At 54.6% G+C, this 25569-nt stretch carries 17 protein-coding genes and 5 pseudogenes; 11 read left to right on the forward strand and 11 right to left on the reverse strand.

The window, feature by feature from the left end; genetic code table 11:
* Positions 1–171 (reverse strand): annotated as a pseudogene (locus NDI86_RS16590) (IS1595 family transposase); the annotation flags it as partial.
* 75 nt (positions 172–246) lie between these two features.
* Positions 247–2514: a DUF6789 family protein gene (locus NDI86_RS16595; protein ID WP_220589785.1), complete on the reverse strand. Its 2268-nt coding sequence runs from the start codon at positions 2512–2514 to the stop codon at positions 247–249.
* Positions 2515–2769: 255 nt separating this feature from the next.
* On the opposite strand from NDI86_RS16595, the gene coxB reads away from it, so the two are divergent.
* The gene (gene coxB / locus NDI86_RS16600; protein WP_220589816.1) at positions 2770–3543 is read left to right on the forward strand and encodes a cytochrome c oxidase subunit II; all 774 of its coding nucleotides are present in this window, start codon (positions 2770–2772) and stop codon (positions 3541–3543) included.
* 64 nt (positions 3544–3607) lie between these two features.
* On the opposite strand, the pseudogene NDI86_RS16605 reads toward coxB, so the two are convergent.
* The 3 genes and pseudogenes from NDI86_RS16605 to NDI86_RS16615 form a co-directional block, all read right to left on the reverse strand.
* Positions 3608–4879: pseudogene (locus tag NDI86_RS16605) on the reverse strand (RNA-guided endonuclease InsQ/TnpB family protein).
* Between the two features lie 349 nt (positions 4880–5228).
* Entirely contained in the window at positions 5229–7544 is a 2316-nt protein-coding gene (locus NDI86_RS16610; protein WP_220589784.1) for a DUF2298 domain-containing protein, read from the reverse strand.
* Between the two features lie 770 nt (positions 7545–8314).
* A pseudogene (locus NDI86_RS16615) lies at positions 8315–8686 on the reverse strand (IS110 family transposase); the annotation flags it as partial.
* Between the two features lie 211 nt (positions 8687–8897).
* Between NDI86_RS16615 and NDI86_RS16620 the strand changes: the two are divergent.
* The 3 genes from NDI86_RS16620 (at position 8898) to NDI86_RS16630 (ending at position 14106) form a co-directional block, all read left to right on the forward strand.
* On the forward strand, positions 8898–10622 hold the full coding sequence (locus NDI86_RS16620; protein WP_220589783.1) for a glycosyltransferase family 39 protein: 1725 nt from the start codon (positions 8898–8900) through the stop codon (positions 10620–10622).
* Positions 10623–10985: 363 nt separating this feature from the next.
* Positions 10986–11540 (forward strand): rhomboid family intramembrane serine protease, encoded by a 555-nt coding sequence (locus NDI86_RS16625; protein WP_310901565.1) that lies wholly within the window; start codon positions 10986–10988, stop codon positions 11538–11540.
* A gap of 310 nt (positions 11541–11850) precedes the next feature.
* Positions 11851–14106, forward strand: a complete 2256-nt coding sequence (locus NDI86_RS16630; RefSeq protein WP_220589781.1) for a V-type ATP synthase subunit I — start codon at positions 11851–11853, stop codon at positions 14104–14106.
* Between the two features lie 669 nt (positions 14107–14775).
* Here the strand turns inward: NDI86_RS16630 and NDI86_RS16635 are convergent.
* On the reverse strand, positions 14776–14946 hold the full coding sequence (locus NDI86_RS16635; protein WP_310901566.1) for a hypothetical protein: 171 nt from the start codon (positions 14944–14946) through the stop codon (positions 14776–14778).
* Positions 14947–15040: 94 nt separating this feature from the next.
* Here NDI86_RS16635 and NDI86_RS16640 point away from each other — a divergent pair, with 94 nt between their 5' ends.
* Positions 15041–16189: a DUF63 family protein gene (locus NDI86_RS16640; RefSeq protein ID WP_220589780.1), complete on the forward strand. Its 1149-nt coding sequence runs from the start codon at positions 15041–15043 to the stop codon at positions 16187–16189.
* Between the two features lie 1215 nt (positions 16190–17404).
* Here the strand turns inward: NDI86_RS16640 and NDI86_RS16645 are convergent.
* Together NDI86_RS16645 and NDI86_RS16650 are read right to left on the reverse strand one after the other, a co-directional pair.
* Complete coding sequence (locus NDI86_RS16645) at positions 17405–18367, reverse strand: transcription initiation factor IIB (RefSeq protein ID WP_220589779.1); 963 nt, start codon at positions 18365–18367, stop codon at positions 17405–17407.
* Between the two features lie 137 nt (positions 18368–18504).
* Positions 18505–19053: pseudogene (locus NDI86_RS16650) on the reverse strand (transposase); the annotation flags it as partial.
* Between the two features lie 117 nt (positions 19054–19170).
* Between NDI86_RS16650 and NDI86_RS16655 the strand changes: the two are divergent.
* Positions 19171–19986 (forward strand): annotated as a pseudogene (locus tag NDI86_RS16655) (IS5 family transposase).
* A gap of 197 nt (positions 19987–20183) precedes the next feature.
* On the forward strand, positions 20184–21032 hold the full coding sequence (locus NDI86_RS16660; RefSeq protein ID WP_220589778.1) for a sodium:calcium antiporter: 849 nt from the start codon (positions 20184–20186) through the stop codon (positions 21030–21032).
* A 250-nt stretch (positions 21033–21282) separates the two neighbouring features.
* Here the strand turns inward: NDI86_RS16660 and NDI86_RS16665 are convergent, their stop codons facing one another.
* Positions 21283–22170, reverse strand: coding sequence for a DUF8172 family protein (locus NDI86_RS16665; RefSeq protein WP_220589777.1), 888 nt, complete (start codon positions 22168–22170; stop codon positions 21283–21285).
* A 53-nt stretch (positions 22171–22223) separates the two neighbouring features.
* Positions 22224–22520 carry a PadR family transcriptional regulator gene (locus NDI86_RS16670; RefSeq protein ID WP_220589776.1) on the reverse strand — a complete coding sequence of 99 codons (297 nt, stop codon included), beginning with the start codon at positions 22518–22520 and terminating at the stop codon, positions 22224–22226.
* A 134-nt stretch (positions 22521–22654) separates the two neighbouring features.
* Here NDI86_RS16670 and NDI86_RS16675 point away from each other — a divergent pair, with 134 nt between their 5' ends.
* The 3 genes from NDI86_RS16675 to NDI86_RS16685 all read left to right on the forward strand — a co-directional run bounded on the left by NDI86_RS16675 (position 22655) and on the right by NDI86_RS16685 (position 24103).
* Positions 22655–22822, forward strand: a complete 168-nt coding sequence (locus tag NDI86_RS16675) for a DUF1931 domain-containing protein (protein WP_135536541.1) — start codon at positions 22655–22657, stop codon at positions 22820–22822.
* 71 nt (positions 22823–22893) lie between these two features.
* The gene (locus tag NDI86_RS16680) at positions 22894–23454 is read left to right on the forward strand and encodes a TATA-box-binding protein (protein ID WP_220589775.1); all 561 of its coding nucleotides are present in this window, start codon (positions 22894–22896) and stop codon (positions 23452–23454) included.
* A gap of 85 nt (positions 23455–23539) precedes the next feature.
* A complete protein-coding gene (locus tag NDI86_RS16685; RefSeq protein ID WP_268899233.1) occupies positions 23540–24103 on the forward strand; it encodes an exodeoxyribonuclease VII large subunit in 564 nt (187 codons plus the stop codon).
* Positions 24104–24184: 81 nt separating this feature from the next.
* Here NDI86_RS16685 and NDI86_RS16690 read toward each other — a convergent pair whose 3' ends face one another.
* Positions 24185–24952: a hypothetical protein gene (locus tag NDI86_RS16690; protein WP_220589774.1), complete on the reverse strand. Its 768-nt coding sequence runs from the start codon at positions 24950–24952 to the stop codon at positions 24185–24187.
* Positions 24953–25054: 102 nt separating this feature from the next.
* On the opposite strand from NDI86_RS16690, the gene NDI86_RS16695 reads away from it, so the two are divergent.
* Positions 25055–25465, forward strand: coding sequence for a CopG family ribbon-helix-helix protein (locus tag NDI86_RS16695; protein WP_220589773.1), 411 nt, complete (start codon positions 25055–25057; stop codon positions 25463–25465).
* Positions 25466–25569: the final 104 nt, after the last annotated feature.

Raw genomic sequence — 25569 nt, forward strand, 5'->3', positions numbered from 1 at the left:
GTTGAGAGCGTGGAGGCTGTCTGCGCCGCAGTGTGGACAGGAGCGTTCTTCCCAGATCGTTTTGAGACGCCGCTCGACGATGGCGTCGAGCGGCTCGGCCCGAAATTCTATTACCCCAAGTTCCGCAAGTTCCGATAGCCTCTGGCCGAAGGCAGGACGGTCTTCATGCATACCCGTTTTTGCCGGGCCAGAGGCACTAATGCTCCTGGTTCCGCCAGTCTACTGAAGAGCGTATCTCTTTGAGTATCAGGCCCCCATGTCAGTTTGTCTGGACCGGAGGAACTGGAAGGTCACAGCCAGCCCTATTCCGTATGCCCAGTGAGCGACGAAGACGAAGGTGAGATAGCCGACGAATGCGAGCCCCTGCTGGTCGGTGTAGAAGGCAACCGAGAAGCCGGTTGCGACTAGCGTCGCGAACACCAGCCCTGTCTCGAACATCCGGCGGCCGGGGAGATACTCTTGGAACGCCAGAAAAACCAGCGGCCAGGTGACGGTCCCAGCGACCAGAAACAGCCCCGCGCCGATGAGCGGACTCTCCCCCAGACCGACTAGGTCGGCGATCTCACCGAACGACGAGGGGTCGAGCACGCCGATAACGATTGCAGTTCCGATCCCGCCGGTCATCAGGAAGGTGCCGACGAAGCCGGCGATAGCGGCCAGTGACGCGTTCCGGTAGACGTTCTGTGCGACGCTGCCGACGCCGCCAAGCAGCCCTATCGGCTCAAGTTCCGGCGCGTAGGACCGCCGGGTGGTTTCGGGCTGGGCCGGCTCCATGTCGTACTTCTCGACCATACGGTCCTCGAACCACTGCCACTCACGGGTGAACTGGTTCGTCGCCTTCAGTTCCCAGGGGTCGGTCGTCTGGACCACGTCGCCGCGCCAGTAAGATATCAGCATGTTGTAGAGCCACATCAGCGCGCTCAGGCCGATGACGTAGGCGCCGACAGTGGCTATTTGCTGGGCGAACTGGTACTCGGGTGGGTAGATGGCCTGCCTGCGCGGCAGTCCCATGCCGCCAATGACGAGTAGAACCATGAACGTAACGAAGGCGCCGACGATGAGAAGCCCCGACTGGAACTTCGCCAGCCGCCTGTCGTACCAGCGACCGGTCATGATGGGATACCAGTAGTAGCTCGCGGCGATCATCAGCATTGGGATGATCCCGACGACGATGAGATGGAAGTGGCCGACGACGTAGTAGGTGCCGTGATACAGGATGTCGATGGGAATAACGGCGAGAAAAATCCCGGTGACACCGCCGATTATGAACGTTCCGATACCCCCGGCACACAGGATGAAGGGCGCAGAGAGGCGTATGTCGCCGTCCCACATCGTCGTTATCCAGTTGAACACTTTGATAGCACTCGGGACGGCGATAGCGATAGAGATGGCCATGAATGACGCTTTGAGTCGTGGGTCAATGCCGGAGGTGAACATGTGGTGGGCCCAGACGCCGAAGGACATCACGGCTAGCCCCAGCGTGGAGTAGACGATGAACTGGTAGCCAAACAGTTTCCGGCCGACGAACTTCGGGAGGATGAGGCTCATCAGCCCTGTCGCGGGCAGGAAGAGAATGTATACTTCGGGGTGGCCCCAGAACCAGAACAGGTTTTGCCAGAGTATTGGACCACCGCCTTCTGTCGCAAAGAAGGTTGTTCCGAGGTTTCGGTCCATCAGAAGCATTAGCAGGGCACTCCCCAGCAGCGGGAACGCGAAGAGGGCAAGACTGCTGGTTACCATCATATTCCACGAAAAAATATCAAGGTTACTCCAGGTCACACCGTCGGCACGTTCGTAGATGATGGTTGCAATGAAATTAATGGCACCCACCGTCGTCGCGATACCGCTCAGATGCAGGCCGAGCAACAGGAGGTCTATCTGGGGGTTCGGTTGCACCACCGACAGTGGCGGGTACAGTGTCCAGCCGACACTCACCTCCCGGAGTGTCAGGAAGAAGCGAATCGATTTCTCCGGCAGAAAGAGGCTCAACACTTGCCCACCGACCTGGACGATGAGACCGAAACGGACCATCAGCAGGGCGGGCGGGAGGAGCCAGAAGCCGATGGCGTTGACTCGCGGGAACGCCATGTCGTCGGCTCCGATAAGAAGCGGGAGGAAGTAGTTCCCGATACCGAAAAAAACGGGTAGGACAAAGAAGATGAGCATCGTCAGTCCGTGGGTGGTAAAGAGGGCATTGTACGTCTCGGGCGTCCAGATGTCCGCTGGTGGGGTCAGAAGTTCCGTCCGCAGCATCATCGCGTCCATCCCGCCCCAGAGAGCGGCGACAGTTCCGAAAGCGATGTAGAGGATGCCGATTTCGCGGTGGTTTGTCGTCGTCAGCCAGCGCAGCGTCTCGTCTTGGAGACGGCTGAGTTCGAACTGAAGTTCCTCACGGGTGAAGTAGCCACCGTCGCTGGTCGGACGAGCCTTGTACCGGGCTCGCAGCCAGAGCGTGAGAATAGCGATCGCAAGGATACCCAGCGCTGAGCCTTCGATGACAGCTCTGTTCATCATCGTCGGGAAGCCATTGGTAGAGCCGCAGTAGCCAGCTTTTCATACGGACCGTTGTAGCTGTTTACTGGTAACCGCGCTCTGATGAGCGACGATACCGATAAGACACTACATCGGTACGCATTGGTCGGTGAGGGCATTATTGGATTCTCACGGATCCATTGATATAAAACTACGCGACGACGGGCAGTATCTAGCGGTATAGTGATTTGGGTTGACTGGCAAAGCTATTTTATACTCCCGACACAAGCGATATCGATGCGTTTCACTCGTGGACTATCCTGGCTCTTCGTTATTGCAATAGGTGCGGTAGTTTTTAGTTCACCGGCGGCTGCCCAGTCGGTCAATCGGGCGGCCATCGACGAGCTGAACGAACAGCTACTGTACGTCGCTCTACCGCTGACGCTGTTCGTCGAACTGATGCTTGTCTATGCCATCTACCGGTTCCACAACAACGACAACCCCAGACCAACCATAGACGACCCCGCGCTCGAAGTGACGTGGACCGCCGCCACCGGTGCGATTCTGGTGTTCGTCGGGATATCAGGATTTTTTGTCATGACCAACCCCTATATTACGCCGGCCGCGGCCGATACGACGGCCGACGCCGGCGAGGAGGTCGAAATAGATGTACTGGCCTATCAATACGGCTGGGAATTTAGCTACGAGGACACTGGTGTCACCACCAGTGAGCGACTCGTCCTCCCAAAGGGGATTGACGTCAGATTTACCATGACCTCCTCGGAGGTGATACACGCCATTTATATACCCCAGTTTGGGGTGAAACAGGACATCTTCCCCAGTCAGGAAACAGTTGCCCGGACCAGACCGACCGAAACCGGGTCGTACCGCCTCTACTGTGCCGAACTCTGTGGTCCGGGTCACAGCAAAATGCAGGCCACCGTCGTCGTGATGAACCAGTCCGACTACGACGCGTGGCTTACCGAGCAACAGGGCCGCTTGAACGAGACTACCGCGGATAACACGCTCACGACGAATGCGACCGCCGCGTCTCTTGTTCGGCCAGCGTGAGAGATATCTGGTGTAGTGCCACTCAACTAACTTAATTTAGCCATCCGAAAAAATGTGAACTACCCTACTCGCTCACGGCTGAGGCCGTTCGCTCGTTGAGGGTAGGGCTTCCTGCTTCCACGACGCGCTTTGCAGACACCGAATTGATGTCCGTAGGGAGCGCAGTCTTCACAGGCGTTGATTCGGAGTATCCCACTCCTATGTCTTCAAGGCCGAGAGAAAGAATGTTCCACGCCGCGTTCGCATCCCTGTCCGCCTCGAAAGCGCAGGCAGGACAGGAGTGGTCACGGACCCACAGTGTTTTCTCCGTCGAAACACCACCGGACGCGCACTCCTTGGTTGTCCCTCTCGGGTTGACCGCGACGAAGTGCGTCCCCTCGCGCTCACACTTGTATTCGAGCAACGAGAGGAACGTCCGCCACGCGACAGACGCCGTATTGCGGCTGTTCGACGATGACTCCATCATCCCCTTCACGTTCAGGTCTTCAACCGTTACGAGGTCGTATTCCCGAGCGTAGTACACCGAGAGTTTGTGCAAGAATCGCGGCGCTTGCGCCGAAGGTAGGCGTGACACTCCGCTACGCGCCGTCTTTGCTTCTCGTAGTTGTTCGACCCATGTTGTTTCTGCGAGAGCTTCCGTTGCTCGCGCTTCAAGCGGTCACGCTCGTCGGAGAGGCTGGCACCCGACCGCCGTGCCGTCGGTATCGTGGGCGGACTTGAGTGTCCCTACGTCGATGCCGACGCATTTCTCGGGATTCTCAGGCGGTTCGGGCGGTTCGCAGTCCATTGCGACGCCGAACGTGGCGAACCATTCACCTGTGGGTTCCTTCTTGAGCGTGACCTGCTTGAGTGTGGCGTTGTCGGGGATAGCTCGGTGGAGCCGGATTGGTATGTTCGCGAGTTTCGAGAGTGACAGCACAGTCTGACCGCCCTTCTTGTCGAGCTTGAAGCCAGACTGACTGTACGTGAAACTGCGGAACTCCCGTGGCGGCTTCCACTTGAGTTGCCCGACGCCGTAGCCGTTCTCTTTCAGCGCGGAGAGGCCTTTGAGGTTGTCGAACAGACGTTCCACGACGGTTTGGAGAACCTTCGAGTACACGTCCGAGAGGTCGTCCCACCACTGCTTGAGGTCGGGAAACTCCGACCGCAGGGTGGTCATGGACGGCAGTTCGCCGTGTTCGTCTTGGTACTCGTTGAGGCGGTAGAGCGTGTGGTTGTAGAGTTGCCTACAAATGTCTCGGTGACGGTCCAACTCCCCGCGGTGGGCGTTGGACGGTTTGAGACGGTTAGGCGTAGTACATGGCTCTCTACTCGTGTTCCTCGATGTACTCGTCAAGTCGCTCTCGGATGAACGACGAGAGATTCAGGTGGTGTTCCTGAATCCACTCGTGTTGGTCCTCTCGGAGAGTAATTGTGGTCCGTTTCACTGTATGCATAGTATATACTCTATGCGCAAAAAACATTACTACTGCATGGGCCTGTGGACCTGCCACCGAATCGTGTATGAGAACTGTGCGGCGCTGTATCCCCTTCCTGCTCGCGCCTTCGGCGCTCGCTGAGGAAGGGGGCTTAGCACCTCAGTTAGGCTAACCCCTTTCCTCAGTGAGTGCGACTGCAAAGAGGAACCCACGAGCAGAGAAGCGGTTTAGTGTCACACAGTCATCAGTATCCCCATTTTCCAGGTCTCAAAGTGAACTCTGGTTGACGCGGTAAATTATGACTTCCCCCGAGCGGTGTATTTCGACTACACTGTCCAAGTGTTGGACCGTGATGGTTGAGTAGCGGGCCTGTTCCGCTGGACCGTTATAAATATATTTCACATTATATTTCTGGAGAAGTTCGCGCTGTTGAGCGTGCTGGCCACTGTAGATGGCTTCGACGTCGTTTACACGCTGGTAGTAGACACTGCGGTTCCGATACTGAATCTGGTGAACCCACCCTGCCACCGTCGGGATTCCTGTCAGGCTTGACGGGGCACTGGCCCCTTTGCCCTCACTGGGTACCCAATAGTAGCCAGCTGGCGCTGCAGTGACCATGTTCGGGCGACCGTCTATCTCACGGTTCAGCCAACGGATAGCTTCAGATTCTCCAGGATGAGAATCGTTGAGGTATGCCATCCCATTAAGCGTTGGTTCCCCGGCGCGGTTGACATGGTTCGGCAGCGCAATGGCGGCGTACACCGATGTCGAACAAACCAGAAAGATAACAAAAATTGTCGTTCCAGCCTTTATGAGTTGCCCCTTTGTCTCGCTATCCGGACACCAGCGCGTCAGCAACCATGCGAGTATCGGTCCGACAGCAGCGCCCCACAGCACCCAAACCTGCATATATGTCTTGAAAACGGTGTTCATCCGCCCGAGGTTCTCCTTAATGAAAATAAACTCCACAAAGATGACCAGTCCAGCTCCCGCCACCACCAGCACAGTCTCGAAGCCGACCGAGCGCTCGCCGCCGTCGGTCAGCGCCGGCAGCACCCCCCATGTCGGCCTGCCGTCAGGCGCGCGAGCAAATAGCCAAGCCCCCACGAGCAGCGGGAAGACGAGGCCGATAGCGGCTAGGTCAACTAGTGCGCCAACTACGACCGTGATGAGAAATCCTAGGCCGACAAACCGAGCCTTTCTGGTGGCTGTATTTCTGCCAATGTGCGCGTATAGGTACACGGCAAAAGGAATGAGGAATGGCCCGTGGATGGCCAGCAGCTCGGGTAGACTGCTCCGGTCAGGCAGATACGTGACTTCGCGGCCGCTTCCGACCCCCAGCCAAAATGGGAGCGACCAGAGTAACCCAAGAATAGCGATGACAGCAGCGACGGCGATTGAGAGTCCGATTCGAGATCCCTCGGCTGCTAGTCCCTCTTGGGGGAGTGGATCACGAAACACGGCCGGTAGCAACGTCTGCGGACTAGTCGGCGACATAGCGACGGTCACCATTGCGAGTCCGGCGATAGAGGGGAACGACCACGTGTTTGTTACTGCCATGAATCCAGCGACCAACGGAAGGGCCCCAAACAGAAGCAATAGCCGCTGTTCACGCTTTTCACCTGGAGTCTGGTAGTAGCTGAAACACAGTGCTGCTGCAAGGACGAGAAATCCCGTACTCATCATGTGAGCGTGGAGGTCGCCGTTGAGCCAGGCGAACAGGGGGAATTCGTTTACACTGTATCCCTTCGCGGGTGTATACGTGGCGAAGTCTGTGGGATCGTCTTTGATCACGCGGCTGGCGTCCCAAAAGTAGAACTCGCTGGGACCGTTGGCTAGACCACTTAATTCATAACCAGCAGCCCCGGCTACCGCACCGGCGACGCTATCTGGCAGGAGCCACAGTAGTCCACGAGCTGGCGTCGTGAGGTTGCTAGCGATACCGACAAAAAATGCTGAGAGTCCTGCGGCGAGTCGGCGAGGAAGATTTCGAGCGGCTGCGACGGCGCCGGCCAGTCCGTAGACACCCGTCACTAACGTCGCGTAGAACCCTGCGAGTGCGAGATTATAGGCATATTGGCCGGCCGTCCCCGTCAATCGGGTTAGAATCGCTGTTAGCAAGTGGCCGCCATAATAGTACGCGACCGGCTTACCAGCAAACCACATGTCTTCCGGCGGGAGGGTATCGGACCGCAGCAGAGACTGGACAAGCCCGAAATCAAGGAACTTTTCGCCAGCCATCGGAGAGATAGCTGGGTCGAGGGCCCGAATCCACACCACGAAGAGAAACGCGATAGTGAACACAGAGGCAACCTCACCGAACGACCGGAACTCGATAGGCTCTCGGCGATAGGAGACTGAGGCGGCCCCCACGAGCACTATCACCCCCAGCCAAATACCGGCCGTTATTGAGATGCGACCGACGAAATACGTACACAGCCAGAGAATCACCAGTGCTACCGGCAAGCCAAAGGCGACCCCACGCTCGGCAAGATTGGGGAACAGTGCCGAGGCGATAGTTGCACCAACGTAGGCCAGCAGGAGATAGAAAGCGAGCCAGATGATGATGAGACCGTATTCCATCACAAGAGCCGATGAAGTGCTTATTGTAAGAATATATCTTGGTGTCCCACTCTTTGGGAATTCGATTTACAGTGCTTCCTCTTGTGAAGCGCATATATACTGAAAAATAGAATACCCGCGCCTGAAGGCGGGATGAATCCGACAACTTTTATCCACCGCGATGGCAAGGCCAGATATTCCACGCTAACCGATACCACTAATAAAATAAGTCGCTCATCCGTAGCACATTACTTATATCACAGCGTTGCTCGAATAGTGTGTTTGAGTCAGTTTCAGCATAGATCCCGGAACAGCTACTGACGTAGCTGGAACGCTATGAGATACGGTGTCAGCTTGTCCTTGAACTCGGCTTTCATATTACAATCTGATATTTTATCGGACGAAAACGGCGTGTGAGACCGTATTAAAGCGGGTATGCGGATTCCAGTTGTGGGTACATATTCTCAGTTGGAGATGCGAACGGTGTGAACGCCGTCTCCAGCACTCCCACCGACGCCTCGGTAGCGGTGAAATCAGACTCCAAATCCGCCAGTAGAGCGTTTCTTGTAATCATCTTTGCATTCCAAATGTCAATGTGACAACGTGCAAAGCTGAGCTTGAAGATACCTTGGTGGGGCGAGAGCCACTGCCGCGTTAATGGCGCGTGGTTCTCGCAGGTGTTGACGTGTACCTTAGTTGGTGGCTTTCGACAGGATTCCGTGCTGTCCGGTGCCACGGTCGCCGATGATGAAGATTGGCGCCTTATCAGTTTTTGTGACTGCGCCCAAGCGCGCGCGGTGGCGCCGGAATTCCTCCGGCGGGACGTAGCTTTCTGGCACTTCGCCCAACCGGAGGAACCGTGCAAGGTTCTTGGCGTCCTTGCGGTCGTTTTTCTGTTTCTGATTTTCGAGCCAATCCGCCTTGGCCGGATTGGCGAGAGTTACGTCCAACTCTTCGTCGAGTCTGTCGTAAATGGTGAAGTAGTTGCTTCCCGCCTCGAGCGCAGCGTTACTACCAGAGTACTTCTGTGCAATCTCGTCGAGGTCCGCGTTGGCGACGCGGACCTCTTTAACGACCTCGCCTTCATCGTCGAGAACAGCAACTTGTGCTCGCCGTTTGTGGAGGTCAATGCGCAAATAGTGATCAGTGGTTGCGGTCGTGATGTCCTCTGGAGTCCTGAATGCGTGATGCGGAACGACATCGCTGCGGGCTTGCAGCCACGGCCGACCGATATCGGCCGGGCTGCGATCCCAATTCTCCTGTTCCTTCGCATCCGAGGTCCGTCATCCTCCCGTACTCGGGGATGTATGTCATAGATTTACCTTCGGGACTCCATGACGTACTTCACGCTCTAGGGATTTCAGCGGGATTCTCATGGAGTCACTCTCTTTACCCTTTGACATCGGAAGCACTCTCTACTCATCATTGAGCAATAATCTTATGAATGTACTCCTGTTGCAGGTGTATATGCGATTGAATCGGTACAGAGTGTTCTTATTGCTTGCTCTCGGTCCCTCTGCAGTCGTCCAGATTGCCTACCTCCGTACACACGAGTTCCCGGCGCTGCTAGGTGGGCTCTTCCTGGAGATGGCGGCGACTGTCGCCAGTTCTGATGCACTGGTACCGGCGACGATTTCGGGCTTTACGAGCGACGGGATTCCGTTCGGTTATCCGCCGCTGGGCTTCTACGTTATCGCGCTCTTCCAGAAATTGGGCGTTGATGGTGTCAGTCTCTTGCGGTTCGGGGCGCCAGTTATTCTGCTGTGCAACGTCGTGATGCTATACCATTTTATAACTGTGATCACTGATAGCCCGGAGACCGGGTGTATTGCCGGCATTATCACCGGCACTAACCTCTCGCTGAACGTGTATCTAATTGGTGCAAGTGGATTTGTCCGTGGACTTGGTTTTTTGTTTATGCTGGTCGCGATGCTCGGGGCCTACCAATACTATGCGAACGGTGAAGGACAACGGGCTCTTGCCATCGTTGTCGTCGGCTGGGGGCTTGTGGTTCTGACCCATCCCGTCCAGGCCGCAGCGGCGGGGGCGGCTATCGCTGCCGCGTGGCTCGTCTGGGATCGCTCGCTACGGGGGCTCGCGACTGGGGCGGGTATTGCTGTCGTTGGGCTTATTATCGCTAGCCCGTGGTGGCTTACCGTTGTTTCTATTCATGGAGTAGACATTTTTTTTGCCGGGGCGGGCTCACAGGGTTCAATTAATAATAGTCTGTCAGATCTGGCGGACCTTGTCCGATGGTTCTGGGGTAGTAGCTACGTGCTGAACTGGCCGGCAGTCTTTGCACTTATCGGCACCGTGGCAATGGTTTCCCGGGGTGAGTGGCGCCTGCCCGCTTGGCTTGCCACACCAGTTTTCCTTTTGGTGCCACCCCATGGCCGTCTCGGGATACTGATTGTTGCGCCGCTGGGGGCGGTGGGATTCATATTCATCCTCTCCGCTCTCACGGGACTGGATACTGACCTACCGGATATGTCCGTACAATGGTTCTCCCGTCCAACTCTGTCTGGTATGACATTTGTCTTGCCGGATCTGTCCTCAAAGCGAGTGGTCGCGATTATGTTCATTGTCCTTCTCGTTGGCCCGTTCATAAGCCAGAACATGGTCGCTGCGTCCAGAACCAGCTCGGACAGTCCGCTCCCAGTGTATGTCGACGCTGAGGACCGATCGGCAATGGAGTGGATTGAAGATGAGACCGCCGTAGACGCACAGATAGCCGTTTTCGGAGGAGCTAGCGAGTGGTTACCGTATTTCACAAATCGGACATCGGTCATCGTAAAATACGGGACTGAGTGGTTGGGTCAAGAGACGTTCCGGAGACACGAATCGGCTCAATCACAGCTCGGGAACTGCTGGAACGCCTCGTGTGTGAATGCAACACTCGTCAAGTACGAGTTCGCTCCGGAGGTTGATTACGTCTACGTACCCTACGGCAGATTCATGTCCGGCCGCACTGCAACGTCAATTCCACCGGCGCTTCATCGGTCAATGGTTGCGAACCCCCAATTCACTCGGGTATACCGTAACAGTGGTGTTAGTATCTACAAATACAACCAAACTGTACCGGTAGACCGTGAGAATTGACCATAGACGGCCAAGGCGTGACTGTTGGAGGCCACAGCCATAGTTTAACTCAGCTTTGCACGTTGAAGTAGGAGCGTGACGTAGACGGTAGCAAGAACGGATGATGCCGATTACGGACTTCCATCAAGCAATCGCTAAAACGGTTAAATCAAGCTAAGTCTGGCGATTCACCACGGCCAGTTGAACGGTCTTTTGAGCTTTGAGTTTGACAGTTCCGTTCAGAACCGTACTCGCTCTTTGGCAAATTTCCTCGGGCTAGTAAAATCCATTATTAACCGGCCAATACCTACTGTTGGTATGATTAGTTCTTTCCGAATCAACATGACCTATCTTATTCTCATACTAATGTGGGCAACGTTTTTGATGCAGTTCGTAATATTCCCTGTTTTTTTTCGGATCCCTCCCGGATCTTTATTATGGCGGTCAATATTTGTTCTCTCGCCACAGCAGCCGCTAAACGTCTTGACATGGGTCACGTCTATATTCTCTCATGGCAGCTTTGTTCATATCGGAATTAATAGTATCGTGCTATTTTTTGTTGGCCCAGTCGTTGAGCGGCGCCTCGGAAGGGTGCATTTTGTAGTGTTGTTTCTCGTTTCGGGTATAATAGCCGGGCTTGCACAGGTTGGTACGACACTGGTCCTAAACACGGGGATTCAGCCAGGTATCGTTGGCTCATCGGGTGCCATTATGGGTATATTGGGGGTACTAACCCTCCACAGGCCCAATATTAAAGTATATTTATTTTTCTTAATCCCAGTGCCCTTCTGGATACTAATTGTCGGATTTGCTGCTTTCTCGACCGTTGCTGGCTTCTCTTCGATGGGTCCTGGGGGTGTAGCAAACTGGGCCCATCTCGTGGGGCTCGGTATCGGAATTACATATGCAACCGTCTTCCAGAAACAGCATGCTCTTTAATTCCTCTCGGAAGTGATTTATTTAATATTACTTCCGAATCTGGGTGCGAAACTATTAGAAAATCTTGACGATATTAGGTTATGATTGACACAACGGTGAATTTCAAGAAGAGGATCTATACGCATAAAAGCGAAGCAAGTCCTGTTGACCGGGATTAACACGAACTTCGTAACTACAATATAGACGTTTGGATTAGAATTAGCCGATTAGAGAATGCCACGGCCAATGGCTCTGGACTTAACAACGAAGGCTGTCGAAACGACGACGGAAGTAGACAGAGATAGCAATACAGATTCCGAGGGTATGTTTGATGCTTAGACCTAAGAAAATGTGCCGCGTCTCGGTGACGGGGTCGAAACGGACCATGGAGCCGGTCATTGAAGCCGTCCACGCTCTCGACATCCTTCATGTTACCGAGTATGATGGCTCGTGGGATGGGTTCGAACCTGGTGACCCGGTCGAGGGGGCCGACGAAGCATCGGACCAGCTGGTCACCGTCCGTTCGCTGGAATCTATCCTCAACGTTGGCGAGGAAGACGCTGGCTCGATGCAACTCGTCGCTGACGAGACCCTTGAAGAGGATCTTGAAGAGGTCCGCTCAGAGGTCACCGAACTTGATGACCATCGAAACGAACTCCGCGACGAGCTGCGCGCGGTTGAAGACGAGATCAACGCGATGGAACCTTTTGTCACGCTAGGTATCGACCTCGATTTGCTTCGGGACTACGATACTCTCTCGGTGACGGTTGGCGAGGGTGACGCCGCTGAAGTCCGGTCGGCACTCGCCGACAGCGCACTGGACACTTTCGAGGTGTTCGCCGAGGACGGCGTGCTGGCGGTGTTCGCTCGCAGCGGAGCAGATGACCTGCAAGATGTTTTAGTCGGCACGACCTTCTCGGCGTTGGAGGTACCCGAGGGTGACGGCGATCCCAGCGAGTACTCGGAAGAATTGAACCACCGTAAACAGAAGCTCGAATCAAAACTCGAAACCGCCGAGAGCGACCTCGAGAACCTCCGACTTGACTACAGTAGCTTCCTGCTAGCTGTCGAAGAGAAACTATCAATAAAAGTTCAGAAAGCCGAGGCCCCACTCGCATTCGCGACGACTGAGAATGCTTTCATTGCGGAGGGATGGATTCCCAACAAGGATTACGAATACTTCGAACGCGAAGTAGGGAATGCTGTCGAGACAGCCATTGACATCGAGAAACTAGAAGTCGCTGAATACGACGACCAAGGACATGTCCATTCGAAAGAGAAAATCGAGTCAGAGAATGGCGAGTCCAATGAGACTGAGGAAACCAGCCCGACTATCGAGGACGAGAAGGGGTCGGAAGAAGCTGCAGCAGACGGTGGGACAGTCACGATGAGTGATAAAGCTCCCCCAGTAATTCAGGACAATCCTGGTGGAGCTCGCCCCTTCGAATCACTCGTTGAGGTTGTTAGCCGCCCGAAGTACGGCGAGTTCGACCCGACAGTGTTTTTCCTTCTTTCCTTCCCAGCGTTTTACGGATTCATGATAGGGGATATCGGCTACGGACTTCTCTACTTTTTCGCTGGCTACGCTATCTACAACAAAGTCGATAGCGACGTACTGAAAAGTCTTGGTGGCGTTGCAATGTGGGCAGGTGGGTTTACGATCCTCTTTGGTTTCCTGTATGGTGAGATATTTGGTTTACTCATCGTATCGGACGTTATCTGGCCGATTCTTGGCTTCAAGAGCGCGCCAATACACAAGGGGTTAAAACCTCAGTACGGAGAGTACGCTATCGCGTGGTTGACCATTAGTGTCCTCGCTGGTGTCATCCACCTCTCCATTGGGTGGGCGCTTGATTTTGTTCAGAATCTTTCCCACAGCCTCTGGGATGCGCTCACTGAGAGTGGGTCATGGCTGCTGATGATGTTTGGGCTATGGGCTTGGGTATTCTCTGGGGCTAACGGAGCTGCACCAAACTTCCTTTACACAACTCAGGAAGGGATCTTCGCTGGCAATCCATTCCCGTTCGGATTTGCCGGCCTTCCGGCAATGAACCTGTTCACGCTACCGATTGTTAATGCGCCGTTCTCGGCGTGGTTAGTCGTTTTCTTTGTCGGATTTGGTTTACTCGCACTTGCCGATCCAATTGAACTTGTGGAGTTCCTCAACGTCTTTGTGAATGTATTGTCGTATACCCGACTGGCTGCGGTGTTGCTCGCCAAAGCGGGGATGGCATTCGTAGTTAATCTCCTCTTTTTCGGCGTATACGTCGATAGCGAGGGAGGATGGCACTTCGGCGTATCTGGAATGCCAACGATACCCGAAGGTGCGGAATCCGTAATGTATCACGGTCACGAGGTGGTCAATATAATGTTCCCCGGCCTGATGCATTCCGGCATTGCTGCCGTCGTTGGTGGTCTGCTGATACTTGTACTGGGCCATGCATTGGTACTTATTCTTGGCGTTACCAGTGCAGGCCTGCAGGCGGTACGTCTTGAGTACGTCGAGTTCTTCGGGAAGTTCTATGAGGGTGGCGGCAGACCATACAATCCCTTTGGCTACGAGCGGACCTACACAACTGAAGAATAATGAATTTTTGATATTTTGTTCTTTGTAATCTGATTAAATTCATTTGACTTGTGAGCAGTCGGGAACACATCTTCGAACGGTGTATGTAAGTTCTCCGAACCGGCGAAACTGCCTGATTCAACGACGTCATACCATCGCGTGGGTTGTTTTGTATTTCCCGAGTGTATACGGCCTACAGCTAACTGGTGGCTGACTTTTTCCAAACTGAACAATTGGTGAATATGGTGAACGCCAGGGGGCTTGGATGTAGTCAGCAGTGACTGAACAACACTCGTGGTGACTGTTCCAGTTGCTCGCGCCTGATCGGGAGCGCGTATCCACCAGCCGGAAGATTTGCTGTACGCCGATGACCAATTGAGCCGCTCATATAATCCGGTATAGCTCAACACCGAGAGGTAGTTGGTGATAAGCCCAGAGTTGTTGCACAAGCGAGTCGCTACCGGCGATATCTCGGTCGTTCGAGCTAAGCTCTGTTAACTGGTAATATTTAGACGTTACGCTTGACACTGCCCCTACTGGGGAATTTCCACCTGGCGGGGTTCAGTGCATACACGAACGTGGTTCTTTTTGCCATCGACCTGAACACTGCGCCGAGTCTTAGGAGGAGCGTGATGTCCGCACGAGAGACAGCCTTGAGTTCTTTGAGTGTGTCAGCGAGCTATAAGTTTGTCAATCCACGAGAAAGCCCGATACTAACTCCGGCAACACCGGGATGCCATAATCTTCGGTAGTTGTTTCGCTCAGTTCGGCAAGGGCTCCCTCTGTCATGGACTCTCTACCGATGACGAAGAGCGATCCACTGATGCGGGACGAGGTCGTCAGGATTGATATTGCTTCCATTCCTGTCCCCTGCTGAGGTAGAAACGACAGACATGACAGGCCGTCACCATCGGCTTACACCGGTTTTAAATACTTAAAACGCAACGGCCGGATTATGAGCGCCTTTGAGTCCCTTCAGGAGGAGTCCGGTGCGGCCCGCCTGTGGGTGGGATCCCTCCTTAGCATCGTCGTCTTCGTCGCGGGTGCGGCGATGGCAATGCCGACCCGCATCTGGGACCGCTTTCTTTGGCACTACTTCTGGGGGCCGGTGTACGCCGACGCCAAAGCCGCAAGCTGTGCAGTGATGACCAACAGCGGCCCAGAACCGCTGTATCAGGGATGCGAAGCCGCTATCGAGCGCGGCGCAATCGTCGCCGAACCTGGCTATACTGTCGTCTCGGAAATCGGCTACATGCTCATACTGGTGTACATGCTTGTCGGCGTCTACCTGCTGCTGGAACGACTGGATATCGCTGACGACCCGAACCTCTACTTTGCCTTCGTCCCGTTCATGTTACTCGGCGGGGCCCTGCGGGTGGTCGAGGACGGCACCGACCGGGCCATCGACGCGGGTGTGACACCGCTCGTGGAGTACCCGCTGAATTCGCTCATCATCAGTCCTATCATCTACGGGACCGTCTTCCTCGTGACGTTGGTCTCGCTTGTGGGCTGTCTCGCGCTTCAACGATGTGGCTACATCGAGAACTACTACCGTGGCACTTCCGGAGTTGGCGTCACACTCGTGGTGGGGACGCTTGCCTATCTAATGCTGGGCACACTCTCGTATGAGTACTCCACGCTGTACCCGTCCGTGTTGCTCTCGACGGTGGGAATTGCATCGGGGCTGTCCGTGGGTCTCTACATCCTGTTTGAAAAATATGCTCCCGAAGTCAACGCCGGCACCAGTTACATCGGACTGCTGGTCATCTGGGGCCACGCTATCGACGGCGTTGCGAACGTAATCCTCGCGGATTGGCTTGATGCGTTGTCGGTGCCACTGACCTACTACCCGAAACACCCGGCCAACGCCTTCATAATCGATACCACTGAATCGCTCCAGGCCGCTAGCCTAACGGCCGTTATCGGCACCTCGTGGCCCTTCCTCTTTGTCAAGTTGGGCGTGGCATCCGCTGTCGTCTGGCTGTTCAACGACCAGTTCCTCGAGGAGTCACCGCGCTACGGACTGCTGTTGCTGGTGGCCGTTACCGCCGTGGGCCTCGGCCCCGGCACGCGCGATATGCTTCGGGCCACCTTCGGCATCTAGGGAAACCGGTTGTGGCCTCTGTCGAGTCGCGCCTCAAAGACTATTTCCTCAGGCACGCACTCAGTCCGCTTGCCGAAGTACGAGTCGTCAAAAAAGATCGGTTGGTAACGGTGTCAAGGTTCGAGCGTTGTATTGTGGAGCGTGGCGAAGGCTCTGAGCCATGACCTAGTGGATTTGGTGGAGCTACAATACGGAAATCGGTACCAGAAGCGTCTGGTTCGGCATTTGAACAGGCCGAACCAGGCTTTGATGAGTGACCGATTTCCCTACGTTTCGCGTTCGTCCTCACAATTTAGGAGTTCGAGCGGCCAGTCGTACCACGGGCCGCAGTTGGCCCGCACCTGCGGGCGACCGCAGCACCGTTCGAGCACGTATTTGGGAAACAACAGCGCATCCAGACTCGACCGACTGGGCGAAACATTCATTGCTAGCACTTCTAGCATGTCACAATCGACTGCCACCCAGGCATAGATTTCCTCACCGTCGATTTCGATTTTCGTTTCATCGACGGCGACCTCTTGTCGGTCTCGGCAGTCGGGCTCGAACAGTCCCTTCAACCGATGAAATCACTGTCTGATAGCTTCGTAGGACCGGTCCACGAACGGCTCTATCTTTCTATACCACAAGCCAGCATGATGCAGAAATGCCGCGAGGACACGCCGCTCCGTCGGCGTGTCCTCGCGCGAAAATATTTCTTTTTCGCGTGCCTACTCAACCGTACGGTCGAGTATTGTTGAGTCACTAACTTACCCTAACTCGACCGCTTCCTTCACGCTAAGGTTGACACCGCTCTAAGGACTCGACGCAAAAACAACTGAAAAGATCCAGAACTAAACAGTGTGTTAAACTCAGAAATGACACATAAGTGTTACAAACACCAATTAAAGTTACAACTGAATATGCCCATTCAAGTACTGCGGAGGTAAGAGAGTATGAATAATAATAACTGCTCCAAAAAATACACATATTACAGATGCTAGCTGAGTCAACCGTATATCGTAATATCGCGGCGTGTTTCTTTCAGCACATTTCTCTCGATTCCGATACTCAATTAGGTTCACGAATTTGGCAGTCTTCACTGGCTCAAAGATTCCATACGTTCCGATTAATAATAGTAACCAGCCAACTATTACATATCCATAAAATACAATCATATTACTAATTGACAACTCACTACCGAGTTTCCAAATAAATTAGTGGCTTCTCTATGGTCGATTAGCCATGCTCTTCGTACACCTCGAGAAGCTCCTGATATCGAATTCTGATGGTTAATGGTGTGATATTGGCTACTTCACTCACCGTCTCCTGTGTGAGTTGTTCGTTCGTAAGATGTGTTCCAGCATATAAAGCGGCGGCTGCCAATCCTGCTGGACTCTTCCCACTATGGACAGCATTGTTTGTTGCTACATCAAGAATTTCACGAGAGCGCCGTTCTGCTTCATCGCTTACCTCAAGCAAGGATGCGAATTGTGGGATATATCGAGTTGGGTTTTCTGGCTCAATTTCTAATCCGAGTTCAGAGGACAGATATCGGTATGCCCGCTGGACTCGAACTTTTTCGACACGGCTGACCTCGGCGAACTCAGTCAGAGATCGTGGTAGTTTGTGGTGTCGGGTGGCCGCATATAATGATGCTGTAGACATACCTTCGATAGAGCGACCGGGAAGCAGATTCTTTTCTACAGCCCGACGGTACAGGACGCCTGCAGTTTCCCGGACTGAATCTGGAAGCCCGAGAGCGGATGCCATCCGGTTGATTTCACCGAGAGCCTGCTTGAGATTCTCCTCATGCGCATCCTTCGTTCGGAACCGCTCGTCCCATTTCCGGAGTCGCTGTAACTGGGCGCGTTTTCGACCAGAGACATCCTGCCCATAGGCATCTTTATTTTTCCAATCAATGGTTGTACTCAGCCCCTTGTCGTGCATCAAATGTGTCATGGGAGAACCAACACGACTCTTTTTATCCTTCTCACCCGACATGAATGCACGCCATTCGGAACCAAGGTCAACTTTATTTTTCTCGAAAACTAATCCACAGCCATCACATGTCGCTTCACCTCGGTCGCCATTTTGAGTAATGGTGTCTTGGCACTCAGGACACGTGTTATCCTGGAGAGACTCTGGGTTGTGCTCCTGACTGTCTGAGGACTGTCTATGGGATTGTAATTTATCCTTCATAACGTGAATATATTAAAGTATTCTGTCAGCCGGTTCTGGGTACTATAAATAATTTGTTGCGTGGTTACGTAATGAAGCAATGGTGGCATCCCAATCAATGGGAATCCGACTTAGAACTTTATCAATATGAATAAGAGTTATACGTTGGCGGCGGCAGTTGCGTGAACGAAGAGGTGGTCGATTTCTTGCATGAGGTCTTCTACGCCACGCTCATCGTTGTCCCGAACCCATGAGAGAAGGTTATAGACGGCTTCCTTCAGAGAATGTTCGAGGTTCGCTCGAAGGCGTCATCGCTTCGAGCGAACCGTCCCCAAGGCGCTCGACTCAGGATCAAGACGAACGAGGCTGTAGGCAGCCATGAGAAGGTGCCAGTGCCGACTGGCACCTTCGTCAGTCTGCATCTCGCAGTCTTCTAGGCCGAGATCCTGCTTCGAGTCCTCGAAGAACGTCTCGATGCGCCACCGCATCCCGTAGGAGCGGATTACGTGCTGGATTGGTGCGTCAATTTTGTTGATAGCGAGGTACTTGACCGGGTCTTCATCTGTTTCTTTCTCGGCGATGACCAGCTTCACGTCTCCCAGTTGGGAGACGGGAAGCTTCTTCGTCCAGATGTGATAGGTGTCGTCCACAATGTTGCGCTCAACCGTGTCGATGCGCTCTGCCAGCGCATCGACGCGGAGTTCTTCGAGGCGTTCGTGGTTGAACTGCTGTTGCCTTGTTTTGCCTGCTAGTGGCGGCAGTTTCAGACGCTCAGACGGAGATATTCCGTTAAGCTATCCCGGAAATGGACGCCGTCTGGCGATATGGCATCGCTCAGACGGCTAGCGTGGATGTGTCGAGAACTTGCCAAAGAACACGTAGACGATCCTGACGTACCCGCCGCGCCGAAAGGCGCGGACGGGTACGCCGAATGGACACAGATAGCGTTGATTCTGTTCTGTGTCGAACTGGAAAAGAGTCTCCGAGAAACTGAAGACTATCTCAATGAGATGTCCGGTATTTTAGCTGTATTCGGTCTTGAGGAGGCTCCACACTACAGCTCGATTTGTCGGTGGGAGGATGAGTATCGGATGCGTGAGCTCCGCCGCCTGCTCCGCGCTTCGGCGGAGCAGGCGGGCTGGAGCGGCGAAGCAGCGATTGATGCAAGTGGCTTCCAGCGCGATCAGACGAGCTACCACTACCGCGACCGCGCAGACTTCTCATTCCAGACGATGAAGACGACGATTCTGATTGACGTGAACACGCTAGCAATCAAAAATACCCATTACACGACGCAGAAGGCGTGGGACGGCCATATTGGGATGCAGGTCTTCCGCCGGAACGCGGAAGACCTGCGTGTGTTGTCTGCTGACGCCAACTACTCTTGGAGCGACCTCCGTGAGGAGTGTCGCTCCAACTCGACGCGGTCGTTGATCAAGCACCGAGAGCAGACACCGCTACAGAAAGCGCACAATGCACGAATGAACGAGGACTACAACCAGCGCTGGATGAGTGAAACCGGGTTCTCGCAGTTGAAGAAAGACGACGGCGAGAAGCTCCGCTCCCGGAGCTAGCACGGCCAGTTCCGGGAGCTCACACGCAAGTGCATCGTCCATAACCTGACGCAGGCGGCGAGTTAGGGCTCGCCGCCTGCTCCCCTTTTCTGGACGTATCCAGGAGAGGCATCGCCGTCGTCACTTGACCGTGGGAACAAAATGGCATAGTTCTGATTATTCACCAAGCGCCAGTAGCGACAGCTACTGCATCGTCTGGTCCCGAAATTGTGGCGTTGACGCTGTGAAAATGTGTCTGAGTAACTCTACCCCGCCGCTGTCTTGTGATTAAACAAAGCAACATCGTCTCCATTCCACTCATCGTTACTATCGCCTACGTCGCCTCGCGGAAGCGAGACCTCGGCGACGAAACGGAGGGGCAAGATACGCGTCGCGACGGTGAACAGGGAAGCACGTCGTCTGGCGGCCAAACAGCGACGCACGGTCGCCACCGCCAGGAGAATCTCCTTCGGATTCAGAAGGAGGCCGTTACCGTCCTGATACTGCCGTATCTCGGAATCCTCGGTCTGGTCGCCGTCCTCACGCTGCCGGAATCCGGGCGGGGACTCCAGCCCATCGATGGGTGGATTATGGGGGCAGCCTACCTCGCATATCTGGGCCAGGCGTTCTTCAGGGGTCGCTCCGAGTCGGAGGACGTGCAGTGGACCAAGAAAGAACTCGGCCTTGCCGGTGCCGGGCTGGTCGTCCTCGCGTCGGGAGCGTACGGTATCGTTCTCTCGACGGAGAACATCGTGGCTGCACTCGGGATCTCGAGGCTCGTGGGCGGGTTATTCGTAACGGCGATTGTGACGGCGATCCCCGAGATGTTCGCGACGTGGAGCGTCGTCAGAAGCGGTCAGGTCACCGCCGGGACGACGAGCGTTATCGGTGACAACGCTGTCACGATGACCGTAGCGTTCGTGCCGCTCGCACTCGTCACGGTTCCAATCGAGGACTTTCAACTCTATTGGGTGAATCTGCTATTCGTTGCGCTGATGCCGGCCGTGTACGCGGGACTGACCCACTGGGGAGCGGCTGCACACGGGTTCACGCGATTGCAAGTCCTGCTGTTCGACGGTCTCTACGTTGTGTATGTTGGTGTAATGGCCTTCAGTGTACTCAACATACTCTGAATGGGTACCTTTCATGTATAGAGAGTATCGAAGACAAGTAGAGCGAGAAAACGCATATCCGAGATAGAATTTCGATTGATCACAACCAGCCTGTGCTGAAGCGTTCAGCACTAGGTTTATACCGGTTCGCGGACTTTCTTTGTATATGAGCTTGGAAGAGACGGTTGACTACCTCGCTGAGGAACTCGACCTTGAGCGAAGTGAACACGTCCGTGAGGTCGGTCAGTCGGTCGCCGAGCTTCGCGACTGATCAGAACAGTTCTCTGAAATCCCGTTCGACGAGCCCGTCCTCCAGATACGTGATGAACTCTTGTTTCGTGGGTCCTTGACGGTCGAGCAGATCGTCCCGTTCTGCACGTTTGAGGACTGCCTTCGTGAAGTCCGTACAGTGGGATTCATGCTGCTCAGCGTACTCTGACAGGGCTTCTTGCCAGTGCATATCCAGCTCGAACTCGGCTAATCGAATTTGGATCCCGTCTTTCCGTTCGACGAGGTCGACGTCCAGTTCTTCGAGCTTCTTGAAACGGAGATTGTTCCGACGGACAGTAATGAGCCGCTTGGAATCGATGATGTAGGGATCGACCCACTCACGCCAGGTATCGTCGTCGACGTGCGTTCGGGGCATCTCGAAACCTGGGTCTACACTCTCAATACAGAACTGCAGCATCGCGATTCCGGTTCGGTGATTCGCATTCGGAAGGGAGTGCCGGAGAATCAAATTCGACATCACCTCTCCAGCGACGGTCGGAAGTGGTGCTCTCCAAGAGACGTGATCGAGTGCCTGCTGGATCTTTTGCGGTTCGAACTCCTTGTAGAGCCGGAACTCATCCTCATCTCGAACATCGACAGCTGCTTCGAGCAATTCCACTAATCGGAATGCGACAACTTGCCCAGCACGAGGAAGGTCACGAATACGGTCGCTCAACCATTCCTGATCGAAGTCGATGTCATGGGCTGATTCGATCTCTGAATCGCCTTCGTAGAGTACATAGACCGGTGTTTCGAAGGGGTACCCGATGAGTTTTGTCGACTCGTCGGATTGCTCTCGCTGAGACCGGATCTCTGCTATCGATGCCGAGCTATGTTTGAGTGAGAAGTTCTCGGCCTGTGGGTGGTGATAGAAGACGAGCCGAGCCATCTCAATGTGTATTCGTGGGAAGTGGATAAAGCAGTCCCGCTTGTATGTTGATTCTACGACTGGGTGGGTGCGTTCACGTCTTCTACATACTGGCTTTCCCACTCACGTCGTGCCTCGATCTCCCGCACTCCGCGTTGCGTGACCGTGTAGACGTTCGTCCGTTTGTCGAGTTCACCTTTCTTCAGGAGGCCTTTGTCAACGAGATCGTCGAGGTTTGGATAGAGCCGCCCATGATTGATTTCTTGTTCGTAATAGTCGTCGAGTTCGTCCTTGACTGCGAGCCCATGTGGTTCCTCGAGCCCGGCGATCACGTACAAGATGTCCCGCTGGAACCCAGTTAGATCGTGCATCCGTCTGTTCCCACTTTTTGAGGGGTGGCATATGTTCTCTCTGGTACTCAGAGGCGGATACAGCATGACTGGGCAAGAATCCCGCGTGGGAACTTCGAACATTTATATGGTGGACAAGAGAAGTTCGCGATGGAATGTCTGACCTAATCGTCAAAGCGGCCGTGAAGGACGCACTCTCGGACCAGAACGTCTCGGCAGATTTCTACGACGCCCTCGACGAAGAGGTCGCCGAACTGCTCGACGACGCCGCAAAACGTGCTGAGGCCAACGACCGGAAGACGGTCCAGCCCCGCGACCTCTAATTCGGAAGGTACCACACCAACGCTCAAAGTCACTCCCCGTTTTAAGGGGGTTGTGACTGGAAGGTACTCCTATGAGTGTCACAGCCGAATCAATTCAAGTCGAGAATGTGGTCGCATCGTCCGATATCGGTCAAGAACTCGATCTGGAAACGCTTTCTGAGGATTTAGGAGCCACCGACTACGATCCCGATAACTTCCCTGGACTCGTGTATCGGATGCATGATCCCAAAGCCGCAGCGCTCATTTTCCGCTCGGGGAAAGTCGTCTGTACGGGTCCAAAAAGCGTCGACGATGTGACGACCGCGTTGGAATATGTCTTCGACGAGCTCCGTGAATTGGGTGTCGATGTCGCTACCTCCCCAGATATTGAAATCCAGAATATTGTCTCAAGTGGGGACCTCGACCACACACTCAATTTGAATGCGATTGCGATCGGCCTAGGTCTCGAACACATCGAATACGAACCAGAGCAGTTCCCGGGGCTCGTCTACCGGCTTGACGACCCGGACGTCGTCGCACTCCTCTTCGGGAGTGGCAAGCTCGTCATCACGGGCGGGAAACAGCTTGACGATGCTGAACAAGCGCTTACAGTGATCGAAAATCGGCTCACTGATCTCGGGTTACTGGAGTAATTCAAGGACACAGAACAGTTGGCGGGGTTCACTGGCACTGGGGGGTACATTTTTGAATCTGCTCTCCCCGTCTTAAGTTAGTGCGATGGCTGATGCCGAACGGGAGGTAGATGATGTCCTGTCCGGGAATGTTCTTTCAGTCCAAGAGCTGAACGACCGAATTGCATCGGTCGTCCAGGACACGCCTGCCCTCAACGGCGTCCGGTGTATCGGCGAGGTCACGGATCTCCATCAGAACAGTACCGCCCTCTATTTCACCCTGACCGACGGCGACGCCGAGCTTCCCTGTATGCTCTGGGCGAACCGCTATCAGAAGATGGACGCTGACCTCGAAGACGGGACGGACGTCATCCTCGTCCAGAACAACCCCATGGATGTCGTTCGGCTCGTGAAACTCAGCAAGGCGAGCTACCGGAAGATGCAGGAGAACATCGTCTGGGCGGCCGGCTACAACGTCTTCGCGATTCCGCTTGCAGCAGGCGTGTTGGCACCAATCGGGATTCTGCTGTCTCCCGCCGTGGGAGCGCTCCTGATGTCGCTGAGTACGGTGATCGTCGCAATCAACGCACAGCTGCTTCGGCGCATCGACTTTTCCATCCCCGAGCTCCCAAGTGCGACTCCGCCTACTGACGCTCAACCTGCCGACTGAGGATTGCTCTATCACTGCTCACATCGGATGGAATCTTTCGGGTGGACAACGTTTCTGGAATCGGAATGCCCATTTTAAACCTTAGAAGATGCCCAGAATGAATCCAATACCCATTACGATGAGGATTGTCGCCGTGAACGCTGGCAGGTACTCGGCGTAGTCTTCAAGCCGGTCCTCGTAGCGCTGGTAGCCAGCTACGAGTACCAGCGTCACACCGACGAGCGACGTAATGACGGCCAGCGAGTAGATGAGCATCAGTTCGAGACAATAGGTCGAGCCGGTGCAGATCGCAATAATATCGAACTCCTCGTTGTGGGTGAATCCGAGGGCGAACGCGAGGGCTGCCATCCCGTACAGCCCACGATCCGACGTCTCCTCGAGATTGTCGTGAGAGTGGGAATGGCCGGACTGGCTCACGAACGGAACTATCCGCCGAGCCCGAGCGATCCATCCTTGGGTATCGTCGTCGACGTGGGCATGACCGTCGTCGTGGGCGTGATCGTGGTGGTCACTATGATCGTCTTCCTGATTTGACGCGGTGTGTTCGTGCCCACTGACGTATTGCCAGATTCCGAGGACGATGAGTAGCGTCCCGGCGACGTAGTTCATCCAGGGAATCTGGGTGAGGCCGAAATACGAGAGCGCCCAGAAGTAGACGACCACCATCGCGATACTACTGATGAGATGTCCAATCCCAAGAATGAGGCTTGATGCAGCTCCGGAGACCCATTTGTTTGGTTTGTCGAGCGCGTAGCTCGCCGCAATTGCCCATCCGTGGCCCGGGGAGAGACCGTGCGTGAGACCGAGGGCAGTTGCCCCGAGTGCGAGTGCGAACACTCCGTTGGCCATCTACTCGATAGTAGAGTGAGAATTGCTTATACGGGTTGTTATGGCCCGATTCGGGAGTTCGTAATAATGACGCTCTTGAGGAGTGCCATCCATAGCTGAGGTATGAGAACGAGTTTGAACATTCCCCAAGAGGTTCTCGAGTCGTTCGATACGACGTGGCAAGACGAAGGATTGGAATCACGCTCCCGTGCCGTCCGTGAGGCGATTCAGGAATACATCGAGCGTCACACGGAACTGGAAGAGTTGGACGGCCCTGTCGTCGCAGCGCTGGCGTTCGATTACGAGCACACACTCGTCATCGGTGAACTCCATACGGTTCAGCACGAGTTTGAGGAGGTTATCAGTACCACACAACATATGCACCACGGGGAGTGGTGTCTTGAGACGCTCTTCTGTCAGGGCTCTGCAGCACGAATCCGGGAGTTGGTGTACCGACTCCGAGATTTCGATGCCGTCGGACGCGTGAATGTCATGTTCCTCCAACCGGAGCTCTCCGCGATGTCAAAGGACTAAGTCGCGTTCTCCGGACAGCATTAATACCGACGCATCTGTACCACCAGTAATGGCCGTTCGACTTAGATTGGCACCTGCGTTCCCCGGCCGAGGCTGTACCTCTC

Origin of the sequence: Haloarcula onubensis, assembly GCF_031624605.1 — an archaeon.
Taxonomy (GTDB): Archaea; Halobacteriota; Halobacteria; order Halobacteriales; family Haloarculaceae; genus Haloarcula; species Haloarcula onubensis.